Genomic DNA, 21,164 nt, shown 5'->3' with positions numbered 1-21,164 from the left:
GGGCTACAAGGCTACACGGTAAGCACCCGGTCGCGGGCCGCGGTGGGCCACTCCCCGGCCAGGTGGTGGTTTTCGATGGCCACGGCCTGCGCGTAGAGGGCCACCGTGGGGCAAATGTGGTGCGGCAGGCCGTAGAGCACGTCGCCCACCCGGTAGCCGTGGCCGGGCCCGGCCTCCACCACCAGGTGCTCCTCGCTGTGGCCAATGGGGCGCAGCTCGGGCGCATTCAGGAAGGTAACGCGCTTATCCAGCGGGCTTTCGGGGGCAATGGCCTTGTGGCCCAGGTCCAGGCAGAGCGTGGTGGCGGTGGGCTGCGACACTACGCGGCTCAGCACCAGCGCCGCCGGCAAAAAGGGCTGCTCGGCAAAGGCTTGGCCGTAGCCGCCATCCCAATAAATAAACGTGCCGGGGCTGCACTCCACTTCCGGCCGGGCGGCGTGCACGGGAAACGTAGGCGTACCCCCCGCCACGATAACCGGCGCCACCCCCAGGGCCCGCAGCTGCTCGGCCAGCGCGGCCACCGGCGCAAACGCCTGGTGGCAGCGCGCGGTGCGCACGGCCAGGTCTTCGTCGCGCAGGTGGCCGTCGTAGGCGTGCAGGCCCACTACGGTGAGGTGGGGCAAGGCCTGGCACTGCTGGTAAAGCCCTAGGGCCGCCGCCGGGGCCAAGCCCGTGCGGTTCATGCCCACGTTCAGGTCGATGAACACCGGCACTTGCTGCTGGGCGGCCTGGGCCAGTTCGTTGAGCTGGCAAGCAGCTTCGTAGTCGTCGATTAAGCACGAAAAGCGGGTGCGGGGGTACTGCTGCAGCAGGGCGAGCAGGCGGCGCGCCTTGGGCCCCACGGGCTGGTAGGCCAGCAGCACGTCGGGCACCTGGCAGCTGCCCAGCAGCTCGGCCTCGGCAATGGTGGCGCACTTAAACTTGGTGATGCCCGCGGCCAGCGTCAGCTGCACGGCTTCGCGGCTTTTGTGGGTTTTGATGTGCGGCCGCAGCCGCCCGGGGTCGTCTACGTGCGAGGTGAGCAGCGCCAGGTTGTGCGCCACCCGCGCGGGGTACACCACTAGCGCCGGCGTGTCGAGCGCCGCCACATCCGCAATTTGATACCACTCCTGCATATTCCTAACCATCAGTAAGGCAGCTTGCTACACTAATTCAAACAGCGCCTCAATCTCGACCGGAATGTTATCGGGTAGCGAGCCGAAGCCCACGGCGCTGCGCACGCCCACGCCGTGGTCGGGCCCCCACACCTGGGCAAACAGCTCGCTGCACCCGTTGATGACGTAGGGGTGCTTCTCAAAATCGGGCGTGCAGTTGACCATGCCCAGCACCTTCAGCACGCGCTTGACTTGGTTGAGGCTGCCGAGGTGGGCCACAATGGTGGCCAGGATGGTGAGGCCCACCTGCCGGGCGGCCAGCTTGCCGCCCTCCTGGTCGATAGCGTCGCCGATGCGCCCGATAAGCAGGCTCTTATCGTCTTGCACCGGCCCGTGGCCCGATACGTAGAGGTACTTGCCCTCAACCAGGCAGGGCTTATATACGCCTAGGGGGGTAGGCGCCGGAGGCAGGCGCAGACCGGTTTGCGCAAAGTTTTCGTCGGGAGTAGGCATCGGGTAATGTAGTTGTAAAGCAGATTTTTGCTGGTGAGCGTGCCCGCTGCCCTCGTGGCAGGCACCCAAACTAATTCGCTGCAAGTAGGCTTCAAAACACCAAAACCTGGCTTAGAGGCCGCGCGAAAGTAAAGGGCTTCCTGCCGCTGGGGGCAGTAGGCTGGTCGGCCAGTTTAGTATACCTAATATGGCCCTAGGGGCCGGGGGTGGGGTAAACATCCGCGCCATATGCACTACTGCTCTAAGCGCCTGCTGGCCGGCGTGAGGCGCTACTTGCGGCTAACCGGCGAAATGCCCGCGTGGGTGGGCACCACGGGTTGGATGCTGCCGTCGGGGTTAAACGTCAGCTTGTCCAGGCATACTTCGCGGTGGAAGCCGGCGTTGCCGCCCATCGTAATGCCCTGCGGATACGTGAAGCGGTGGTACACCAGGTACCACTCGTCGCGCCCCGGCACCTGCACGGTGCTGTTGTGGCCCGTGCCGTAAATGCCGGCGGCGGCATTTTTGCTGATTACCAAGTTATTGGTTGGCACCGTAATGGGGCCTAGGGGTGCGGTGGCCGTGCCGTAGCGCACTTGGTAGTCGGGGCTGCGGGTGTCATTCTCGCTCCACATGAAGTAGTACGTACCGTTGCGAAAAAACACGTGCGCGCCTTCGCGAAACGTTTGGTCGGGCGTCAGCACCCGCGTGGTGCCGGGCCTAAGGCTCACCAAATCGTCGCTCAGCTCGGCGCCGGCCAGGTAGCCGTTGCCCCAGTACAGGTAGTTTTTGCCGCTTTGGGGGTCGTGAAATACGGCCGGGTCAATCTGCTGGCCGCCCGGCACGCCGGCGGGCCGCTGGTCGAGCAGTGGCCGGCCCGCGTCGGTGAAGGGCCCGGTGGGACTGTTGCTCGTGGCTACCCCAATCTTGGCGTCGGCGCAAAAATAGTAGGCGTAGCGGTAGCCGGTGGCCGTTTTCTGCTCGATGATGCACGGGGCCCAGGCCCGGGTTTTGGCCCAGCTCACCTGCTTGGGCAAATCCAGGATGACGCCCTCGTCGCGCCAGTGCACCAAGTCGGGCGAGGAAAACGACTTGAAGTAGGTGCCCGACCAGCCCGCAAAGCCGTCGCTAGTGGGGTAGAGGTAGTAGCGGCCGGTTTGCTCGGCGTACAGCGCGGCTGGGTCGGCGTAGTAGCCGGGGAGAGCGGGGTTGCTGGTGGCCTGCACCGCCACGCTAAACGTGCGCCGCCCGGCGCCCCGCCCCACGGTGTAGCGAACGGGCCCTAGGGCAAAGTTTTGGGGGCCGGCCGGCGCCACGGGCAGCCCAAACGTAGTGAGGCCGGGGTCGAAGGCGCGCAGGCTGGTGCCTGGCTGCACCAGCAGCGTCACCCGGCCGGTGGCCGTGTCCACGGCCGTATTCTGGGGGCGGATGGCGGGGTTTTGGGTGAGGCGCCACACGTCGGCCGGGCGCAGCCAGCGGGCGGCCAGGCGGCTGGCCTCGGCGGCCGTGAGGGGCAGCACGGTGCCGTGGCGGGGATGAAAATTCATGCTCACTTCCCCGTCTACCACCTGAAAGTGCGTCAGGTCGCGGGTGCGGGTAAACTGGTAGCGGCCCTGGGTGTACATGTCGTACATCAAGATGTAATCGGGGGAGTTGTTGAGCTTGAAGGTGCCCGCGCCCTCCACCGGGCTGCTGGTTTGCTGCACGTACTGGTCGCGCAGCACGTAGCCGCTGGTCAGGTGGTCGCTCACGGCAATCTTGATGCCGTTGCCCTGGCCTTCGGTCTTGAAAAAGAGGTAGTACTTGCCGCCCGTGGCCACAATGTCGCCGTCGATGCACGAGCCATTGGTGGGCGACTGAAACAGCTGCCTGGGCTCGCCCTCTAGGTCGGTAAAGTCCTGGTTGGCGTAGGCGTAGTAGATTTTGTCGGGCTGGTCGCCGTACTTCAGCGAGAAGTAAACCAAGTACTTGCCCGCCTGGGCGTCGTAAATGGTTTGCGGGGCCCACACGCGCTTGAGGGTTTCCTGGCCGGGGTACTTCTGCTGAAAGTTGATGGCGCTAGATTTCCAGGTCAGCAGGTCGGTTGAGCGCAGCAGCACCAAGCCCCGGTTCGAGTCCCAGCCCTTGGCCGACACCATGTCGGTGGCCGCCATATAAAACGACTGGCCATCGGCCCCGCGCAAGATGTGCGGGTCGCGCACCCCGCCGGTCTGGCTGATGGCGGCCGAGCTTACCACGGGCTGGTCGCCATTCAGGGCCACGTAGCGGTAGCCATCGGGGCTCAGGGCGAAGTGGATGGCTTCTTCGGCTTTGCTGTTGCCGGTGAAGTAGGCGAAGAGGTAAGCGCTGTAAGCTGGCAGGGCTTGCCGCCTAGGGGGCCGGGCCGCCGCAGGGCCCGCCAGGCACCAGGCGCCGAAGAAAAACAGCAAAGGCAGGAAACGGGACATAAGAGCAGGAAGAGGCTGTTTTGAGAAGTGATAAGGGCGAGCCTGACGTTCTTTTTTACCACAGGTTATTACCGGCGAGTTCTTGGCTAGTTGCTAGCGCAGCTCGCTTACCAGCGTGGTGATGGAGCGCGGCGCCACGGCCAGCGGCTGGCCAGCCGCCAGCGCCGGGCCGGGCTGCAAGTTGGCCGTGGCCGAGGTCACGAACGCCTGGCTGCGGCCCAGGCGCCGCCGGCCGGCCAGCACCAGCTGCACGGTGGCCGGCGTGTCGTGGTCGTTCACCACCACGGTTACCAGCTGCCGGCCGCCGGGGCTTTGGTACGCAGACACCAGCAACTGGCCCGCGCGGGCCGAGTCGGCCAGCTGGGCGTGCAGGCGCACGGCGCCGGGGCGCACAAAGCGGCTGTAGTTGCCCAGGGCCCACAGCATTTTGCTGGGGTAGAACTGGCCGTCGGCCTTGTTTTGGTCGATGTACACCAGGCCGTCCTTGTAGTCGTAGGGCGAGATGGCCAGCCACCACTGCCAGGCGGCCGCGTTGCCCACGGCCAGGTCGGCGTGGATGGTGCGGGCCAGGTACAGGGCCGGCGCCATGCCCAGGTCGCGCGGCCCGCCGTTTATTTCGCCCTCGTTGCCGCCCAAAATGCAGTACTCGCTTTGCCAGTAGCTGAGGCCCGGCACCGCCGCCACCCGCGCCGCCAGCTGCCGGCGCACGACCGCGGCCGCCGCGGCGGGCGAGGTGGTGAAGTAGCTGTGCCCCGCGATGATGGGCGCCACCCCAGGGGTAGCGCCCAGGTAAGTAGGCGCCGCCTTATCGCCAAAAAACGCGGCTAGCTGGTCGCCCCGGCCGGGCTTGTCGGCGGTTTCCAGCAGGTAGGTGAGCTTGCCCGCCTCGGTTACCAGCACCCGCGTGGGCAGGTGCTGCTGCCCTAGGGCCGTGGCTACGGCCCGGGCCACGCCGGCCAGCTCGGGGTTGCGGGCGGGGGTGCCCTCCTGGCCGCCGTTCCAGTCCCACTGCGGCTCGTTGAGGGGGCTGAGGTAGTTGAAGGTGATGCCTGTGGCCTGGGCCACGCCCGCCACCACGGTGGCGCAGTAGGTGCCCAGGGCCGCGTAGTTGGCGGGGGCCAGGTTGGTTTGGGCCTGGTCGGCGTGGGCTTTGCCGTTTATCGTCAGGCCAACGGGGGGGCTGTTCAGAAACCCCAAAAACTGCCGCACCCCGCGCTTGTGGGCCGCCTGCAGAAACCACTGCTGCCCGGCCTGCCGCGTGAAGTCATACGTGCCGTCGGGCCGCAAAAACGACTCAGCCCGCCGCCACTCGTCTTTGATGTCGCTGCCCGCGCCCTGCTCGGCGCTGCCCGCCCCAATGTTGAAGCGCCACATACTCAGGCCAATGCCGCTGGGCTGACCGCCGGGCCCCGCCGCAGTGCTAAACAGCAGGTCGGCAATGGCTTCCTTCTTCGCTGCCGGCCACTGGCCTACAAACTGGCAGCTCCAGGCATCGGAAGCGGCGAAGTTGGCAATGGTTTGGTAGGGCCGGGCGGGGTCGATGCGCACCGTGGTAATAGCCTGCTGGCCGCGGGCGGGGCCGGCGGCCAGCCCCAGCGCTACCAGGCCAAACCCCAGCCGGGACAACTGCGTGGAAAAGAACATAAGCAAGAGAGTAGTAAAGGCCGGCTCCCGCCGCCGGTAGCCCTAGGGCACGGGCGGGCGCCGTAGCCCCGCCCCGCAGCCTGGCCTGTAAAGAACGCTTGGTAGGCTTACGTGCCGCGCCCGGCCTACTAATGCTCTGCGCCGGGGCTGCTTGCCAGCGCAGTAGCCTAGGCGCCGCGGGCTTACTCGTTGAGCACGGCCGCGGCGGGGTGCAGCTCGCTCAGGATGGGATGGTCGAGGCCGCTGAGGGTGGCCTGCCGGGGCTTGAGCAGCTCCAGCACCGTCACCTGGTTCTGGCCTGGCTTCAGCCACTCGGCCGGCACGTACAGGGTTTGCTGGGGGCCGATGGCCCAGTAGCGGCCCAGGTTATGGCCGTTTACCCACACCACGCCCTTGCCCCACTGGCGCATGTCGAGGTAGGTATCCTGGGGCTGGGCGAGGCTGAAGGTAGCTGCCCGCAGCACTGGGCCGCTGGTGGCCGTGGGGGCTGGGCCGGCGCTGGCCACCACCGCGGGCGCGCTGGCAAAGGGCAGGCCGTACATCTGCCAGCCCGTCAGCTCGTTGCCCCCTAGGGTCACGCTTTTGGTAATGCCCTTGGTGTTTTGCAGCAGGTACGCGCCGTAGTTGATGCGGCCCAGGTTCTCGACCAGAATATCGAGCTGCACCCGGCCGGCCGGCAGCTGCAGCAGCAGGCTGTCCTGGCGCTCGCGGCGGTCGAGGGTGCCCACGCGCTGGCCATTCACCAGCACCACGGCGTAGTCGCGCAGGTCGCGCAGCTTCAGCAGCTGCTCGCCGCCGTGGCTCGTCACCACAGCCGTGCGGTAGAGCACGAAGCCGTAGGGTTGCTTGAGGTTTTCGAAGGTGAGGGGCCTAGGGCTGCGCACGGGCTGGGGCAGGCGCGCGAGCAGGGGCACGGCCCGCGTGAGCTGCACGGCGGGCAGGGCCATGCTGGGCTTGGCGGCCGGCACAGGCGGCAGGGCGGGCGCCCCGGCCGGGCGGTACTTGGCAATGACCTCGCGGAAGGCCCGGAACTTGGCCGTGGGGTTGCCGGCCTCGTCGAGGGGCGCGTCGTAGTCGTAGGAGCTGATTTGGGGCTCGTACTCGGTGCCGGGACCTTTGTAGTTGGCCCCGTTCATAAACCCGCGGGTGGTGCCGCCGTGAAACATGTACATGTTGATGCTCATACCCGCCCGCAGCACCGAGTCGAGGCCGGGCGTGTACTGCGCGGCCGGCACGGTGTGGTGCTGGGTGCCCCACCAGTCAAACCAGGCGGGGTACCACTCGGCCACGTAGTAAGGGCCGTGCCCGTCGTGGCTGGCGTTCACCAGCTGGCGAATCTGGCTGGGCTTGTCCACGCCGTTCACGGCGGGCAGCAGGCCGAGCAGGTGGCCCTTGGCCACGTCGGGGCCGGGGTCGCAGGTATACAGCAGCCCGTCGAAGCCAGCCTGCTCAAACAGCCGCTTGTTTTGGGCCAGGTACGCCTTGTCGGCCCCGTAGCTGCCGTACTCGTTCTCGACCTGCACCAGCAGGATGGGCCCGCCGTGGTTGACTTGCAGCGGGGCCAGCTGCTTGCCCACGGCCTGCAGGTAGCGGGAGTAGGCCGCAATGTACTGCGGCTCCTGGCTGCGCACCTTCAGGCCGGGCACGTTCTGGAGCCAGTAGGGGTAGCCGCCAAACTCCCACTCGGCGCACACGTAGGGGCTCGGGCGCAACACCACCCACAGGCCTTCTTCCTGGGCCATCTTCACGAACGCGGCCACGTCGTTGTTGCCCGTAAAATCGTACTGGCCCGGCTGAGGCTCGTGCACGTTCCAAAACACGTAGGTGCCAATGGTATTCAGCCCCATGGCCTTAGCCATTTTGAGGCGCGCGCGCCAGGCTTCGCGCGGAATGCGCGGGTAGTGCAGCTCGCCCGAAATCAGCTGCAGGGGCTGCCCGTCCAGCAAAAACTGGTTGGTACCCAGGGTAAACGTGTGGCGCGGCGCGGGGGCGGGCGTGGGCCGGGGCCGGGGGGTGGCGCCGCTCAGGCCCAGGGTGAGGAGGAGGGCAGCCAGGGAAGAGCCGGAGAAAACACTACGCATGCGCATGAGCGGGAAAGGAAGGAGCCGTTGCCAGGCAGCCGGCCGGTAGGGAAGTAGGTGTCAGCCCACAAAGCTACCCGGCCGGCCTAGGGCCACCGGGGGCCGGTTTTCGGCAAAAGAGGGGGGCAAACTTAGCGGCCGCCCCGCTACGGCGGCACTGGGTGGGCGCGCTGCTCGTAGCAGCCCAGGCTCGCTGCGCCGCCCAAACCCCTAGGGCCATTGGCGCGGCCCGAGCACCAAACTACCGCTGGCCGCTAGCCGGGCGGGCGCTACTGCGGCTGGCCCAGCAGCCAGGCGTGGGCGGCGGCTTCGCTTTCGAAGCGCTGGATGGTGAGCGAGCCGATGGCCGAGGAGCTTTGGTTGAGAATCTGGGCCAGCGAGAGGCGCGTGAAGACGTCGCTGGCCAGCAAAATAGCCTCAATTAAGTGCGCGGGGCGCGGTACCCGCTGGCCAATCCAGTACTCGGTTACCCAGCTTTTTTCGGCTTCGCTCAACGGGGCCAGCAGGCGCTGGTCGCTGATAAAGCGGGTCCAGCGGCGCGCTACCAGCAGCTGGCCAAGCCGGGTGCCCAGCTCAACGAAGCTGCCGGCCTCCCGCTTGCCCGCGCCGTAGCAAATGACGCCGTAGCCCGCGGGGTGCTCGCGCACGTAGCCCGCGGTATTCTCAAAGTAAAGGGGCAGGCTGGTAAACGGCATAGCAAAGTGAAGAGCCGCGAAAGTACCCCGCCGGCTGCCTAGTATCCTAGGGGCCAGCGCAGTTTAAGCGGTTGGCGGGGAGCTAGCTTTGACTTGGGCCAGCCGCCGAGCCCCTAGGGGCTAGTACAGCTTAAACAGCGGCTTGACGCCGGCCAGCGTTTCGCCAAAGCGCTCGCTAGCCCTAGCCTGCTGGTAGGTTTCGGCGGCGTCTTTGGCGCGGCGGGTTTCGTCGGCAATCACCTTGGTGGCGCGCTCGGGCTTAATGAGGTTGTCCTGCTGGCCCTGGGCAATGGCGGCCCGAATGGCGGCGCTGTACTGGTTGGTGATGACGGGCAGGCGGTCGGTGAGGCTCTGCAGCTGCTGGGCCAGCTGCACCACGGCCTCGGCCGAGTTGTTGGCGGGCGTCAGGTAGCTGTCGGGGTCCAGGATGTCGGGCTGGTTTTGGGCGCGGGCAAAGGCCTGGTCGAGGGCCGTGAAGCGGGCGGGCAGCGAGGCCGCCACGTAGTTGCTCATGCGGCCCACGTTGGCCACGTCGAGGGCGCTGGGGGCGGGCTGGCCGGCGGGCGGCGCCGTGTAGTAGGCCGAGATATCCTCCTGGTAGGCCGCCAACTGCACGTAGGGCCGGTACAGCTGGCTCAGCTGGTGCTGCAGCACGCTCAGTTCGTTGTCTAGAGTCAGCAGCGAGGCCTGGTTGTCGGCGCGGGCCGCGTCGAGGGCCGTGAAGAAGTCGAGCGTGGGGCGCAGGCCCTGCTCGATGGTCGTGACCTGGGCGGCCGAAAACCCGTCGCTGCTCAGGCTGCTGGCGCGCACGCTGGTTAGCAGCTCGCCCACTGCGTTTAGCATGGGGCCCACCGTGGGCAAGGTTTTCACCAGCGAGTTGGTGGTGAGGTGGGCAGCCAAATCGACCAGGCGGCGGCCCTGGTTTTTATCCACCACCTTCTTCGCCACCAGCGACTTGGTGTAGTCGACCAGCGAAATCCCCAGGGGGTTGGCGTCGGTGGGCGACGAGAGGGCGGCTTGCTCGTTGGCGTTGCGCAGGGCCTGCACCAGGGCGCGCAGCTGCGAGAGGCGGCTGTGGCACACCAGCAGCAGGTCGGCGGTGGCGCGCACGTTGTTTTTGGCCAGCGAGAAGCGGGTGCTCTGACTCAGTTTCTGGCCCGCCAGGTAGCTCGTAAACTTGCCCCCCAGGTCGTTGTAGGCGCGCTGCTGCTGGCGGTAGCTCAGGCGCAGGCTATCCACGCGGCGCGTCAGCAGCAGCACTGTGGCCTGGGCCTGGCTCAGCTGCTCCTCAGCGGTAGGCGGCGCAGGGCGCGGGGCGGGCGCGCTGGGGGTAGCCGCCGGGGCGGCGGCCGTGGCGTCGGTGGCCGCTGGGGCGGCGGTTTGGGCCAGCAGGGTGGCCGGCAGCAGGGCCAGGCTGCCCAGCAGGCCGGCGGCAATAGCGGTAAATTTCACGAGCAATGGGGCACTAACTAGGCGTGAGCACGAAATTACGCCCGCCTCCCGGCAAATAAGGTGCCTGTTTGCCCCTGGCGGCCCAGCTTATAGCCCTAGGGTCGGCCGCGGCCCCAACGCCAAACACCGGGCCCGCTCGCGCCAGCCCGGTGTCGTCCGGTTTGTTCTTGCTTTAGTGCCGCGCCGGCCTTCTTAAAAGCCCGTTATCCGCACGCCGAACGCCAGCGTCTGGGCCTGCGGGCCCTGCCCGTCGTGAAACAGCTTGTTCAGGTTATACTTGGCAAAGAGCGTCAGCTCGCCGTAGCCGATGGTGCCCTGCAGGCCGTACTGCCAGTCCTGCAGGTTGTAGCTGCCGTGGTCTTTGTCCTTGTAGGTATTGCCGTTCTCAAAGTACTTGAGCTTGGTCCAGCTGCCCAGGCGGTAGCCCACGAAGCCGCCCGCCCCTAGGGTGAACGTGCGCTGGAAGTGCTGGTCGCGGAAGTTCAGCTGCAGCATTAGCGGCAGGTTGATGGCCGAGGTGGCCAGCTTGGTTTTCTGGTACTGGCGGCCGTTGGTTTCGGGCGTCACGTAGGTATAGCCGTTCTGGTTCACCCACTTGTTGTTGCCTTCCAGCATGTAGTTGTTGAAGGCGAACTCGGGGCCGACGAGCAGGTTCAGGGGGCTGTGCTTGCCGCCCAGGCGCTGGTGGTAGGTCATGCCGATGTTGACGTAGCGCGAGCCCCAGGGCCGCAGGTCGATATCGTTGTTGCGGGGCGCGGCGGCCGGGCCGCCGCGGTTTACCAGCGCGTTCAGGCCAAAGTCAAACACCAGGTCGGTGCCCGAAGCCTTTTCCGCGAAGCGCTTTTCGCGCACCGAGTCGCGGTTGGCCTGGCGGTCGGGGCGGGTGGCGGGGGCGCGGGGCGTGTCGTTGGTCTTGCGGTCGGTATTAACGACCACGCCAAACTTCTTTTCCAGCAGCACTTCCACCTTGTTGCTGGGGCCATAGGGCCGCTGGCCGGGCTTGTTCTTGTAGGTCGTTACCTTGATTTCCTCGGGTAGCCCCTGGCCCGGCTGGTCCTGGTTGGGAAAGAACTCCAGGGTCACCTTGTCGGTGGGGGCCGTTTTGGCGGCCGCATCGGCCCGCTGAATGTAGGTGCCCAGGCGGGCCACCAGCGAGTCGAGGTGGTACTGGGGCAGTTGGCGCAGCTGCTGGGCGTCGCGCACCTGCAGCGTCATCACCGCCTGGTTGGGCAGGCGCACCACAATGGTATCGGTAAGGGCGGGGCGGGTTTGGGCCTGGGCGGCGAAGGCGAGCAGGCTAAGGGCGAGGGCAGAAAAAACAGCTTTCATGGGTGCAAGGGGGTAGGGGAGGCGCCTAGGGGGCACCCCGAGCTAAAGACTGGGAAAGGAATAGTAGGGAAATAACCGGCTGGCTTAGAGCCGGATGGTGCGCGATAGCACCCGGTCGCCGAGGTGAGCCTGCACGGTCACGGTTTCGGGCAGGCCGGTAGCCTCGGCCAGGCTCACCGGCTCGCCGCGCAGGGCGTGGCCGGCCTGGCGCAGCACCCCGCCCAGGCGCAGGTGTCGCCGGGGCTCGGCGGCGGTTTCGTTGGCCGCCGGGCCAAGGGCCGCCACCACCGGCTCGGGCGAAGCCGCCGGCCGGTTGCCGCGCCGCACTTCTACTTCGATAACCTGCAGCTGCGGCGAAGCCGCGGCCAGCACCGACGCTGCGGGCTGGGTAGTGGGCTGGCTGCTCGGGGTTTTCCGCCCCCCTAGGGCCAGCTGGGGGTCCGCGGCCGCGTCCGGCTGCGGGGTAGTGGGTGGTAGGGCAGCTGCTGGGCGGTGCGCCGTGGCGGGGCGGCGCAAGGCGGCAGTGCGGGCTACCGGACTGCTAGATGACGAACCCCCCAGGCCGGTTGCCTGAGCGGTAAAAATTTCGCGGTTTTTTTGGCGACGCCCCGTTTCAGCGGCCAGTCGGGCCGCCGGGGCCTGGCGCTGCCCGGTGGCTGGCGGCGTAGCTGGGGTAGCCGCCAGCGCCGCCTGCGCAGCAGCTGGCTCGGTGCCCGGCGCGGAAGCTAGTGCTAAGCTGCTGGTGGCGGCAGTCTCGCCCGTAGCAGTCCCCCCAGGGCCGGCCGGCTGGCGGCTGCCGCGCGAAGCGGCGGCTACGGGCCCACGGGCCGCCTGGCGGGTGCCCCACCACAGGCCGGCGCCCCCGGCCAGCACAAACAGCAGCAGGCTGGCCGCAACAGCCAGCCGCCCCCAGGCTACCACTGGCCGCCGGCGCTGGCGGGGCCGCAGGTGCTCGTCCTCCAGGCGCTCCCACAGCTCGCGCCGGGGCGGCGTGGCGTGCCCCGCCAGCCCGGCGCGAAACTGCGCATCGAGCGGGTCAGCCGCGGCGGCAGCCTCGTCGGCCGCCGCGGCGGTGCGGGCCTGCAGGCGCGCCCACAGGTCGGCGGGCGGCGGCGTGGCGTGGCCGTCGAGCTGCTGGCGAAAAAGGTCATCTAGCTCATTAATCATTCGTACTTGCTAATTTTTAGAAAGCTCTCTGCTCTAAATTTATTCAACAACGCTCAGTAGCCTATACTACTAAGCTGTGCGCTGCTAGCTATTAATCGTGGAAGGACTAATTCGCCGCTGCAGCAGGGCCCGCGCCTTGCTGAGCTGCGACTTGCTGGTGCCCTCCGTGATGCCCAGCAGCTCGGCTATCTCGGGGTGCGAGTAGCCTTCCAGAGCGTAGAGGTTGAACACGGTGCGGTAGCCGGCGGGCAGCGCCTGCAGTAGGGCCAGCAGCTCCTCGGCTTGCAGCTGGGTGTCAGCGGTAGCGGGGGTCGCGGCCAGATTTTCGGGCTGCGCAAAGTCCTCGAACGAAAGGGTAAGCGGCTCGCGGCGGCGCAGCTCCATCAGGGCCTGGTTGACCATGATGCGCCGCACCCACCCCTCAAACGAGCCCTCCTGCCGAAACGTGGGCAGCGCCTGAAACACCTTGGCGAAACCCAGCAGCAGGGCTTCCTCGGCATCTTCGGGCCGCTTGAGGTAGCGGCGGCACACGGTCAGCATCAGCCCCGCAAACTGGTTGTAGAGCTGGCGCTGGGCGCGGGGGTCGCCGCGCAGGCAGGCGGCAATCAGGTCAGCATCGGTCACAGCGTGGAAAGTAGCGTTTGGGCAGAAAGGCAGGTGGTTGGGGCGTTAGATGCCGCCTAGGGCCTAGGGGTTGCCCAGAGCGGAAAGTTTTTTGTACAAAAAAGCCCCGCCGGGGTGGGCGGGGCGAAGGTTGGCGGAAGGACTGTGCTCACTTGTCATTGCGAGCGCAGCGCCGCAATCGCAATCCGGACGGCATCCGAACATTGTGCTGGTGCGATTGCCGCGCTGCGCTCGCAATGACAGACGATAATTGTGGTAATAGCCCGCGCTAGTCGCGGTAGTTGAGGGCCGGCTGGCGGTTGCCGAGCAGGGGCTTGTACACGTAGCCGCCGACTTTCTGCTTCAGTTCATCTTTGGCCTTCGCCACCAGCTCGGGCTGGGTGAAGAGGTCGATGGCGGTGAGGGTCATGGTTTTAGCGGCTACCAGCATCCCCTTGCTGCCGATTTCAAGGCCGCTGCACGCCACGGCCTGCCAGCTGTGGGCGGGCGTGCCGGGTATCCAGGTGGCGGCCGTCAGGCCCACGGTGGGCACCACGTAGCTTACGTCGCCCACGTCGCTGCTGCCGCCCAGGTCGCGGGCCAGGTAGGGCTGCACCTGCGCGGCCTGCGCCACCGGCGGTGCGGGTGCCCCTAGGGAGGCCTGGATTTTCTGGCCAAAGGCCATTTCCTCGGGCGTGTAGCTGGCACCGCCCACCTGCTCCAGATTCTGCTGCAGGTCGTGGGCCAGGGTTTCGTTGACGAGTAGGTCGTGGGTGCCGCCGATGATTTCGTAGTCCATGGTGGTGCCGGTGCCCAGGGCCGCGCCCTCGGCGGTTTTCACCAGGCGCTCGAACACAGCTTGCGCGTCGGCCCGGTTGGGGTGGCGCACGTAGTAGTACACCTCCGCGAAGTCGGGCACCACGTTGGGCGCCTTGCCGCCGCTGGTGATGACGTAGTGGATGCGCGTTTCCTGGGGCACGTGCTCGCGCAGCATGTTGGCCATGTTGTCCATTGCCTCCACGCCGTCGAGGGCGCTGCGGCCGCGCTCGGGGGCCGCCGCCGCGTGCGCCGCCACCCCATGGAAGCGGAACTTGGCCGAGACGTTGGCGATGTACTTGCCAGCCATGGTGGCGTTCTCGCTGGCGGGGTGCCAGTGCAGCACCGCGTCCACGCCGTTGAACAGGCCCTCGCGCACCATATACACCTTGCCGCTGCCGCCCTCCTCGGCCGGGCAGCCGAATACCTTCACCGTGCCGTGCAGCTTGCCTTCCTTCAGCAGCTTTTGCAGCTCCAGGCCCGTAGCCACGCTGGCCGTGCCAAACAGGTTGTGGCCGCAGCCGTGGCCGGCATTCTGGCCGGCAATGGGCGTTTTCTCGGCCACCGCCTGCTGCGAAAGGCCCGGCAGCGCGTCGTACTCGGCCAGAATGCCGATGACCGGCTGCCCGCTGCCATACGTGGCCACGAAGGCCGTGGGGATGCCCGCCACGCCCGCCTGCACCGCAAAGCCGTGGTCGCGCAGGGTCTTTTGCAGCAGCGCCGAGCTCTGGGTTTCCTTGTAGCCCACCTCCGCAAAGCCCCAAATGCGCTGGGCCAGCTGGCGGTAGTCGGCGTAGTGCGCCTGCAGGTCTTGCAGGGCCTCGGCCTTCAGAGGCGCGGCCGGGGGGGCAGGGGCCGGCCGAAACGCCAGCAGCCCGGCGCCAAGCAGGAGGCCTAGGAGGTAATGTTTTTTCATGCAATCAACTGGTTGGGAATTGCCCAAAAGTAGCGGCTAGGCGCGTTGAATAAACCAACTAATTACCGGAGTGCTACAGTGCTACCACGCGCCCTGAAGCTGAGCAGTGCCCCTAGGGCCTGTCGGCGTTGCATTGCAAGCCGCTAGCACTGTGCTGTCGAAAAAACAAAAGCACGTCATGCTGAGCTTGCCGAAGCATCTCTACTGGGTACGACTGGCGCGGTAGAGATGCTTCGGCAAGCTCAGCATGACGTGCTTTTGTTTTCGGTGATGCTCTCTTCTCTAAGGACGCACCTCACTTCTCATACTGTCCCACGCTGAGCATCACCAGCGTGCAGGCCTCCTCGGTTTGGATACCGGCGGCCTGGGCTTTCTGCTCCAGCTCGGGGTTTTCGGTGCCGGGATTGAAGATGATGCGGCGCGGCTTCAGGCCCAGGATATAGTCGTACCAGCCGGGTTGGTTTTGCGGGCCCACGTACAGCGTTACGGTATCAATACCAGCCTCTTGCGGCCGGTCAGTGTGGATGTCGAGGCCGGCCACCTGGCCTTTGCGGATGCCCACTGGCACTACTTCGTGTCCGTGGCGCTTGAGCTGGTGCACGGCGCGGTAGGCGTAGCGGTCGGGGTTGTCGGTGGCACCTAGGACTAAGGTTTTCATGTCGATAAGTTAAAAATCGTTTGTCATGCTGACGAAGGAAGCATCTTGTCAGGGTAGAACAGGGCTAGCCGTTCCGACCTGACAAGATGCTTCCTTCGTCAGCATGACAACGATTATAAAACAAATGGGTTCTAATGCCGCGCCGCCACTGCCAGCGCCTCCGCCACCCGTTCCCCGTCCATGGCGGCGCTCACGATGCCGCCCGCGTAGCCCGCACCCTCGCCGCAGGGGTAGAGGCCGGCCACCACCGGGTGCCCTAGGGTATGGTGGTCGCGCGGGATGCGCACCGGCGACGAGGTGCGGCTCTCGACACCCACAATCTGGGCCGCGTTGGTGGCAAAACCGGGAATCTTGCGGCCGAAGGCGCGGAAGCCCTGCCGCAGCCGCTCGCTGAGGGCGGGGCCGAGCACGGCGTCCATTTCCACGGGCACCAGGCCGGGCTGGTAGCTGGTTTCGAGCAGGGTAGGGGACAGCTTCTGCTGCAAAAAGTCACCTAGGCGCTGGGCGGGGGCTAGCTGGGTATTGCCCGCCAGCTGGCAGGCGCGCTGCTCTATTTCCTGCTGCCAGCGCAGGCCGGCCAGCGCGCCGTGGCGGGCCACGTCCATGTCGGCCAGCTCCACGGCGGCCACGATGCCCGAGTTGGCAAAGCGCGAGTCGCGGCGGCTGGGGCTCATGCCGTTTACCACCACCTCGCCGGGCGCGGTGGCCGCCGGCACGATGAAGCCGCCCGGGCACATGCAAAACGAGAACACGCCGCGCTGGGCGTCGCGCACCTTGGTTTGCTCGACCAGCGCGTAGCTGGCGGCCGGCAAGATGCCCCGCTCGGGTTGCCCGTACTGCGCCGCGTCAATCAGGCTTTGCGGGTGCTCCACGCGCACCCCTAGGGCGAAGGGCTTAGCCTCAATCGCTACCCCGCGCCGGTGCAGCAGCTCGTAGATGTCGCGGGCCGAGTGGCCGGTGGCCAGCACGGTGGCCTCGGCCTCCAGGGCTTCACCAGTCTGCGTGACCACCCCGCGCAAGCGGTTGTTTTCCAAGATTAAATCTTCGACCCGCGTCTCAAACCGCACCTCGCCGCCGGCCTCGATGATGGCATCGCGCAGGCTCTGCACCACGGCGGGCAGCTTGTTGGTGCCGATGTGGGGGTGGGCATCGACCAGGATATCGGGGGTGGCGCCGTGCTGCACCAGCCGCCGCAAGATGCGGCCCACGTCGCCGCGCTTGGTGGCGCGGGTATAGAGCTTGCCATCGGAGTAGGTGCCCGCGCCGCCCTCGCCAAAGCAGTAGTTGGAGTCTGGGTGCACGAGGTGCTCCTTATTAAGGGCGGCCAGGTCGCGGCGGCGGGTGCGCACGTCCTTGCCGCGCTCCAGCACGATGGGCCGGATGCCCAACTCGATGCAGCGCAGCGCCGCAAACAGCCCCGCCGGCCCGGCCCCCACGATGAGCACCCGCTGCCGCGCCTGCCGCACGTCGGGGTATTCAAACCACGGCCCCAGCAGCTCGCGGGCGGGGGCGGGCGTGGCGCGGTCGTATACGTCGGCCCGCAGGCGGATGAGCGGCCGGCGGCCCCGCGCATCGAGCGAGCGCTTGCGGATGTGCACAAAATCGGCTTCGCCGGGGCGCAGGCCGGCGGCGGCCAAAATGGCCGCGTAGCGGGCCAGCTCGTCGTAGGCTACCTCGGGGGCGAGGGCCAGGTCTAGTTCGTGTTTCATACAGCAGGCGAACGGGAGTTAGCCGTTAAGCAAGCGCAAATTTACGATGGGGGGCGGGATGGGTGGGTTGGCTTATACTTGCGGCTGCTATGTTAGCCGGCCTAAGTAACACAAGTAGCATAAATAACTTTAGAAAAAGACAGTAATGGCAACGGATGGAGTTAAAATAATTGATGGCGATACTGCTCACGATACTTATTGGGGTATGATGGACTTGTATGATATCGGTGCTGAATTCGATGTTATAGATAAAGAATTTCCGCTTGTTCAGAGTGATTACTTTGATGATTTTGATAATGAGATTTACGTTACAGCTTGCGCGCTAGCTCTATGGGAAATCGGTCAAATGAATGAGGAAAAATTAGTTTATATTAAGTCAGTTCTAACTAAAGGAGCTTGCGTGAAGGAGTGGGCTAGTCACGATGAAAAGGCTGGTAAAGCAAGGCAAAAAGAACTAGATAAATTTTGGAAGAAGATAAGCCAGGTAAAAACGACGCCAAGGGCGAAGAAGAAGTATAGAAAAATAACAAACCTGTATTTTAGCCCCGACGACTTACTGACATTTCAACTCGAAGACGGAAACTATAGGGCGGTCATTTGCACGTCGATAGACCAATACAGAGGGCAGTGTAATTATATTCTGGTTCCGACAACCTACAACTCGAATAAAAAACCAGCAGTGGAAGATATGATAAATGAAGAAATATTGGGTAGAACAATCGGTAGTAGCTACGACCCGCAGACTGTGAGGGAAATGCAGCCAGGAATTGATAGAATCTGGAGTCTTTCAGGTGGCGATTGTAATTTCTTTTTCGGGTTAATTATGCACGCGGTAGACCACAAGGATTTTATCAATTTCAAAGAAAAATTTGAAAGGGTTGGTACGCTAAAGATAGTGGACGGGCTTAAGAGAATGGGTTCATTTGGCTATGAAAGCAGCTTTGATAGGTTTGAAAATATTTTTAGTGATTTAGAAAATCACATAAAAATATTTCAGCAAGAAAAGTACCCGGTTAAAGTATTGTGTGATTTGCAGTAGGGAAGTAAGAGGTAATAATATCAATTCGATTGCCATGCCCACCTCCCCACCACGCGCCCGCCTGCCCCGCTACCTCTGCCACCTGGCTGCCCTAGCCGCTACGGGCAGCCTGGGGTTGCTGGCGGGCGGCGGGCTAGCGGCCGGGGCCGGGCGGCGGCATTTTGGCTAAGACAAAGGGCATTTTGCGTAAGCCTGCTTTTCGGGGGTTGATGACCTTTGTATCGTCATCAACCAGAAAAAAAGCTCGCATGAAAGCAGTAACAATCAAGGCCTTTGGCGGCCCGGAAGTGCTCCAGCTAGTAGATGCCCCGCGCCCCGTGCCGGCGGCCGATGAGTTACTGATTAGCGTGTATGCCAGCGGCGTAAACCCGGTCGATTGGGTAATTCGAAACGGTAGCAACGAGGCGATGCGGTCGTTTTTGACCCTGCCGCTGACCCTAGGGTGGGATGCGGCCGGCGTGGTGGCCGAAGTCGGGAGCGCGGTCACCGGCTTTCAGCCCGGCGATGCCGTGTACGGGGTGCCCAACTTCCCCGGCAACGGCAGCTACGCCGAGTATTGCGCGGCCAAGGCCAGCCAGTTTGCCCGCAAGCCCCAGCGCCTCAGCTTCATCGAGGCGGCGGGCGTGCCGCTGGCCGGCCTCACGGCCTGGACGGGCCTGTTCGGCCACGGCCAGGTGCGGGCCGGCCAGCGCGTGCTCATTCAGGGGGCCTCGGGGGGGGTAGGGGGCTTCGCGGTGCAGTTTGCCAAGGCCAAGGGGGCCTACGTTATCGGCCTCGCCTCGGCCGGCAACCTCGACTACGTCAAGCAGTTGGGGGCCGATGAGGCGCTCGACTACCGGGGCCAGCCGTTTGAGGAGCTGGTGCGCGACGTGGACGTGGTGCTGGAAGCCTCGCCCCAGCGCGACAACCGCGAGCGCCTCAAGGCGGTGGCCGTGCTCAAGCCCGGCGGCATCTTCGTGAGCGTCAACGTCGATGCGCCGTTTGACGAAGCCGTGCGGGCCGCCCTGGCCCAGAAGCAGGCCACCGGCGAAATGGCGCCCAACCAGCCCCGGCAAGACTGGCTAACCGAAATTGCCCAACTCATCGACGCCGGCCAGGTGCAGGTAGTGGTCAGCCGGGTGTATCCGCTGGCGGAGGTGGCCGCCGCCCACCGCGAAAGCGAAACCTGGCACGTGCGCGGTAAATTGGTGCTGGAAATCCGCCCCGAAAACGCGCCCGCATGAGGCATTTCAAAACGATAAGCGAATTCCACGAATTCGTGCGCCTGCCCAAGCCCCAACATCCGCTGCTCAGCGTGGTGGATGTGGGGGCCGTGCCGCCCCGCGAGGAGGAAGAGCCAGTCACGATGCTGCTGGATTTTTACTCCATTTCCGTCAAGCGAATGCACAACGTGGCGTTCAAATACGGGCAGCATTCGTTTGACTTCAACGAGGGCATTTTGTCGTTTATGGCACCCCGCCAAGTATTTAGCTCCGCGGTAGCCAACAAAGCCGAAGCCGTGGAAAAATCGGGTTGGGTGATTTATATCCACCCCGATTTTATCTGGAATACGCCGCTGGCCAAAACCATTAAAAACTACGATTTTTGGGATTATTCGCTCCACGAGGGCTTGTTTTTGTCGGCTAAGGAAGAAGCGACTATTACGAATATTATTCTGGCCATTGAGCAGGAATGTAATTCCCCCATCGACCGATTCAGCAAGTCCATTATTATCTCGCAAATCGAGGGCTTGCTGAATTACGCCGACCGGTTTTATAACCGTCAGTTCATCACCCGCGAAAAGGCCAACCATGAAGTGCTCGAACGGCTGGAAACTCTGCTGCACGCCCATTTCAATAGCGATAACCTGGCGGAAAGGGGCCTGCCCACCGTGCAGTACGTAGCCGACGGCCTGCACCTGTCGCCCAAGTACCTGAGCAACATCCTGCGCCTGCTAACGGGCCAGAATACCCAGCAGCACATTCACGCCCAGCTCATTGCCAAGGCCAAGGAAAAGCTATCCACGACCAGCCTGACGGTCAGCGAAATTGCCTACGAGCTGGGGTTTGAGCACGTGCCCTCGTTTAGCAAGTTATTTAAGACGAAGACGCAGGTATCGCCAGGGGAGTTTCGGGCTTCTTTTACCCGATAAAGAACATGTTGGCTTGAACGGCAGCTTTATAGCGCTGTACAGTGGGTACGGGTAGTACGTGACTGGCGGCACCCTGCTCTCGCTGCTGGTGTACTGGTGCCTGGGCGAGAGCCGAACCCGCGGGTATAGGACTGAAGAGGCGGCTCCTGGGTCTGTAGCGGGTTTGGTAGGGGTCTAGCTGTCAGGTAGTTACTTTGCAGCCTAAACAAGTGGCCCCTTTCCCGGCTTACCCACCAGCTTACCAATTCTTTCTCACCCCATGAAGCTTTTTTCCTTCGCCGCCCTGGCCGGGGCCGTCCTGCTGCCCGCTGCCGCCGCTATGGCCCAGGCCATGCCCTCGCCCAACGACCCCAAGCCGCCGGTCATTGGCACCATTACCGCCCCGGCCAAGAAAATGCCCGAGGATAAGAGCAAGCGCCCTAGCCCCCCGGCCGTGGCCAAAGCCGACGTGCGCGGCACCGAAGTCACCATCGACTACAGCCGCCCCTCGCTGAAAGGCCGCGCCGCCTTTGGCGACAAAAGCCCCCTAGCCCCCGTGGGCGAGGTGTGGCGCACCGGCGCCAATGAGGCCACCACCTTCACCGTGAGCAAGCCCGTGAAAATCAACGGCCAGTCCCTGGCCGCCGGCACCTACGGCCTCTTTACCATCCCCGGCCCCTCGGAGTGGACGGTTATCTTCAATAAAACCGCCAAGCAGTGGGGCGCCTTCGACTATAAAGCGGCCGACGACGTGCTGCGCGTGAAAGTGCCAGCCAAGCAGGTAGCTACGCCCACCGAGCAGTTCACCATCAACGTTGATAAATCGGGCAAAGTGGCCATGCTCTGGGGCACCACCGAGGCCGATTTTATAGTGAAGTAGCCCTAGGCTGCCAAAGTCACCAAAAGCCCCGG

The 21,164-nt window shown here is 64.8% G+C and carries 18 protein-coding genes; 5 read left to right on the top strand and 13 right to left on the bottom strand.

Annotated features, from left to right (window positions below):
* Positions 1-11 precede the first annotated feature (11 nt).
* The 13 genes from HHL22_RS06480 to HHL22_RS06420 all read right to left on the bottom strand — a co-directional run bounded on the left by HHL22_RS06480 (position 12) and on the right by HHL22_RS06420 (position 17,103).
* Positions 12-1,127: a D-TA family PLP-dependent enzyme gene (locus tag HHL22_RS06480; protein ID WP_241737982.1), complete on the bottom strand. Its 1,116-nt coding sequence runs from the start codon at positions 1,125-1,127 to the stop codon at positions 12-14.
* Positions 1,128-1,142: 15 nt separating this feature from the next.
* Positions 1,143-1,607, bottom strand: a complete 465-nt coding sequence (locus tag HHL22_RS06475) for a RidA family protein (RefSeq protein WP_169530118.1) — start codon at positions 1,605-1,607, stop codon at positions 1,143-1,145.
* 269 nt (positions 1,608-1,876) lie between these two features.
* Entirely contained in the window at positions 1,877-4,033 is a 2,157-nt protein-coding gene (locus HHL22_RS23955; RefSeq protein ID WP_169530117.1) for a family 43 glycosylhydrolase, read from the bottom strand.
* A gap of 93 nt (positions 4,034-4,126) precedes the next feature.
* Positions 4,127-5,677: a glycoside hydrolase gene (locus HHL22_RS06465; protein ID WP_241737981.1), complete on the bottom strand. Its 1,551-nt coding sequence runs from the start codon at positions 5,675-5,677 to the stop codon at positions 4,127-4,129.
* Between the two features lie 182 nt (positions 5,678-5,859).
* Complete coding sequence (locus tag HHL22_RS06460; RefSeq protein ID WP_206680690.1) at positions 5,860-7,764, bottom strand: glycoside hydrolase family 35 protein; 1,905 nt, start codon at positions 7,762-7,764, stop codon at positions 5,860-5,862.
* A gap of 263 nt (positions 7,765-8,027) precedes the next feature.
* Positions 8,028-8,453, bottom strand: a complete 426-nt coding sequence (locus HHL22_RS06455; protein ID WP_169530115.1) for a hypothetical protein — start codon at positions 8,451-8,453, stop codon at positions 8,028-8,030.
* 120 nt (positions 8,454-8,573) lie between these two features.
* The gene (locus tag HHL22_RS06450) at positions 8,574-9,905 is read right to left on the bottom strand and encodes a hypothetical protein (RefSeq protein ID WP_169528929.1); all 1,332 of its coding nucleotides are present in this window, start codon (positions 9,903-9,905) and stop codon (positions 8,574-8,576) included.
* A gap of 192 nt (positions 9,906-10,097) precedes the next feature.
* Positions 10,098-11,234, bottom strand: a complete 1,137-nt coding sequence (locus HHL22_RS06445) for an outer membrane beta-barrel protein (RefSeq protein WP_169530114.1) — start codon at positions 11,232-11,234, stop codon at positions 10,098-10,100.
* An 84-nt stretch (positions 11,235-11,318) separates the two neighbouring features.
* The gene (locus tag HHL22_RS06440; RefSeq protein WP_169530113.1) at positions 11,319-12,401 is read right to left on the bottom strand and encodes a hypothetical protein; all 1,083 of its coding nucleotides are present in this window, start codon (positions 12,399-12,401) and stop codon (positions 11,319-11,321) included.
* Between the two features lie 84 nt (positions 12,402-12,485).
* Positions 12,486-13,025, bottom strand: coding sequence for an RNA polymerase sigma factor (locus tag HHL22_RS06435; RefSeq protein WP_169530112.1), 540 nt, complete (start codon positions 13,023-13,025; stop codon positions 12,486-12,488).
* A 268-nt stretch (positions 13,026-13,293) separates the two neighbouring features.
* Complete coding sequence (locus tag HHL22_RS06430; RefSeq protein ID WP_169530111.1) at positions 13,294-14,736, bottom strand: amidohydrolase; 1,443 nt, start codon at positions 14,734-14,736, stop codon at positions 13,294-13,296.
* A gap of 295 nt (positions 14,737-15,031) precedes the next feature.
* Positions 15,032-15,394 (bottom strand): CoA-binding protein, encoded by a 363-nt coding sequence (locus HHL22_RS06425; RefSeq protein ID WP_169530110.1) that lies wholly within the window; start codon positions 15,392-15,394, stop codon positions 15,032-15,034.
* 131 nt (positions 15,395-15,525) lie between these two features.
* Positions 15,526-17,103 (bottom strand): NAD(P)/FAD-dependent oxidoreductase, encoded by a 1,578-nt coding sequence (locus HHL22_RS06420; protein WP_169530109.1) that lies wholly within the window; start codon positions 17,101-17,103, stop codon positions 15,526-15,528.
* Positions 17,104-17,308: 205 nt separating this feature from the next.
* Here HHL22_RS06420 and HHL22_RS06415 point away from each other — a divergent pair, with 205 nt between their 5' ends.
* The 5 genes from HHL22_RS06415 to HHL22_RS06400 all read left to right on the top strand — a co-directional run bounded on the left by HHL22_RS06415 (position 17,309) and on the right by HHL22_RS06400 (position 21,132).
* A complete protein-coding gene (locus HHL22_RS06415; RefSeq protein ID WP_169530108.1) occupies positions 17,309-18,142 on the top strand; it encodes a hypothetical protein in 834 nt (277 codons plus the stop codon).
* A gap of 34 nt (positions 18,143-18,176) precedes the next feature.
* Complete coding sequence (locus HHL22_RS24215; protein ID WP_262888345.1) at positions 18,177-18,311, top strand: hypothetical protein; 135 nt, start codon at positions 18,177-18,179, stop codon at positions 18,309-18,311.
* Positions 18,312-18,390: 79 nt separating this feature from the next.
* Positions 18,391-19,365 carry an NADP-dependent oxidoreductase gene (locus HHL22_RS06410; protein WP_169530107.1) on the top strand — a complete coding sequence of 325 codons (975 nt, stop codon included), beginning with the start codon at positions 18,391-18,393 and terminating at the stop codon, positions 19,363-19,365.
* Entirely contained in the window at positions 19,362-20,273 is a 912-nt protein-coding gene (locus HHL22_RS06405; RefSeq protein WP_169530106.1) for a helix-turn-helix domain-containing protein, read from the top strand. Before HHL22_RS06410 ends, HHL22_RS06405 begins: the two co-directional genes overlap by 4 nt.
* Before the next feature lie 259 nt (positions 20,274-20,532).
* Complete coding sequence (locus HHL22_RS06400) at positions 20,533-21,132, top strand: DUF2911 domain-containing protein (protein ID WP_241737980.1); 600 nt, start codon at positions 20,533-20,535, stop codon at positions 21,130-21,132.
* The last annotated feature ends 32 nt before the right edge of the window (positions 21,133-21,164 follow it).

Origin of the sequence: Hymenobacter polaris, from assembly GCF_012927305.1 — a bacterium.
Taxonomy (GTDB): Bacteria; Bacteroidota; Bacteroidia; order Cytophagales; family Hymenobacteraceae; genus Hymenobacter; species Hymenobacter polaris.
This window is presented reverse-complemented; position numbering and strand designations above follow the sequence as displayed.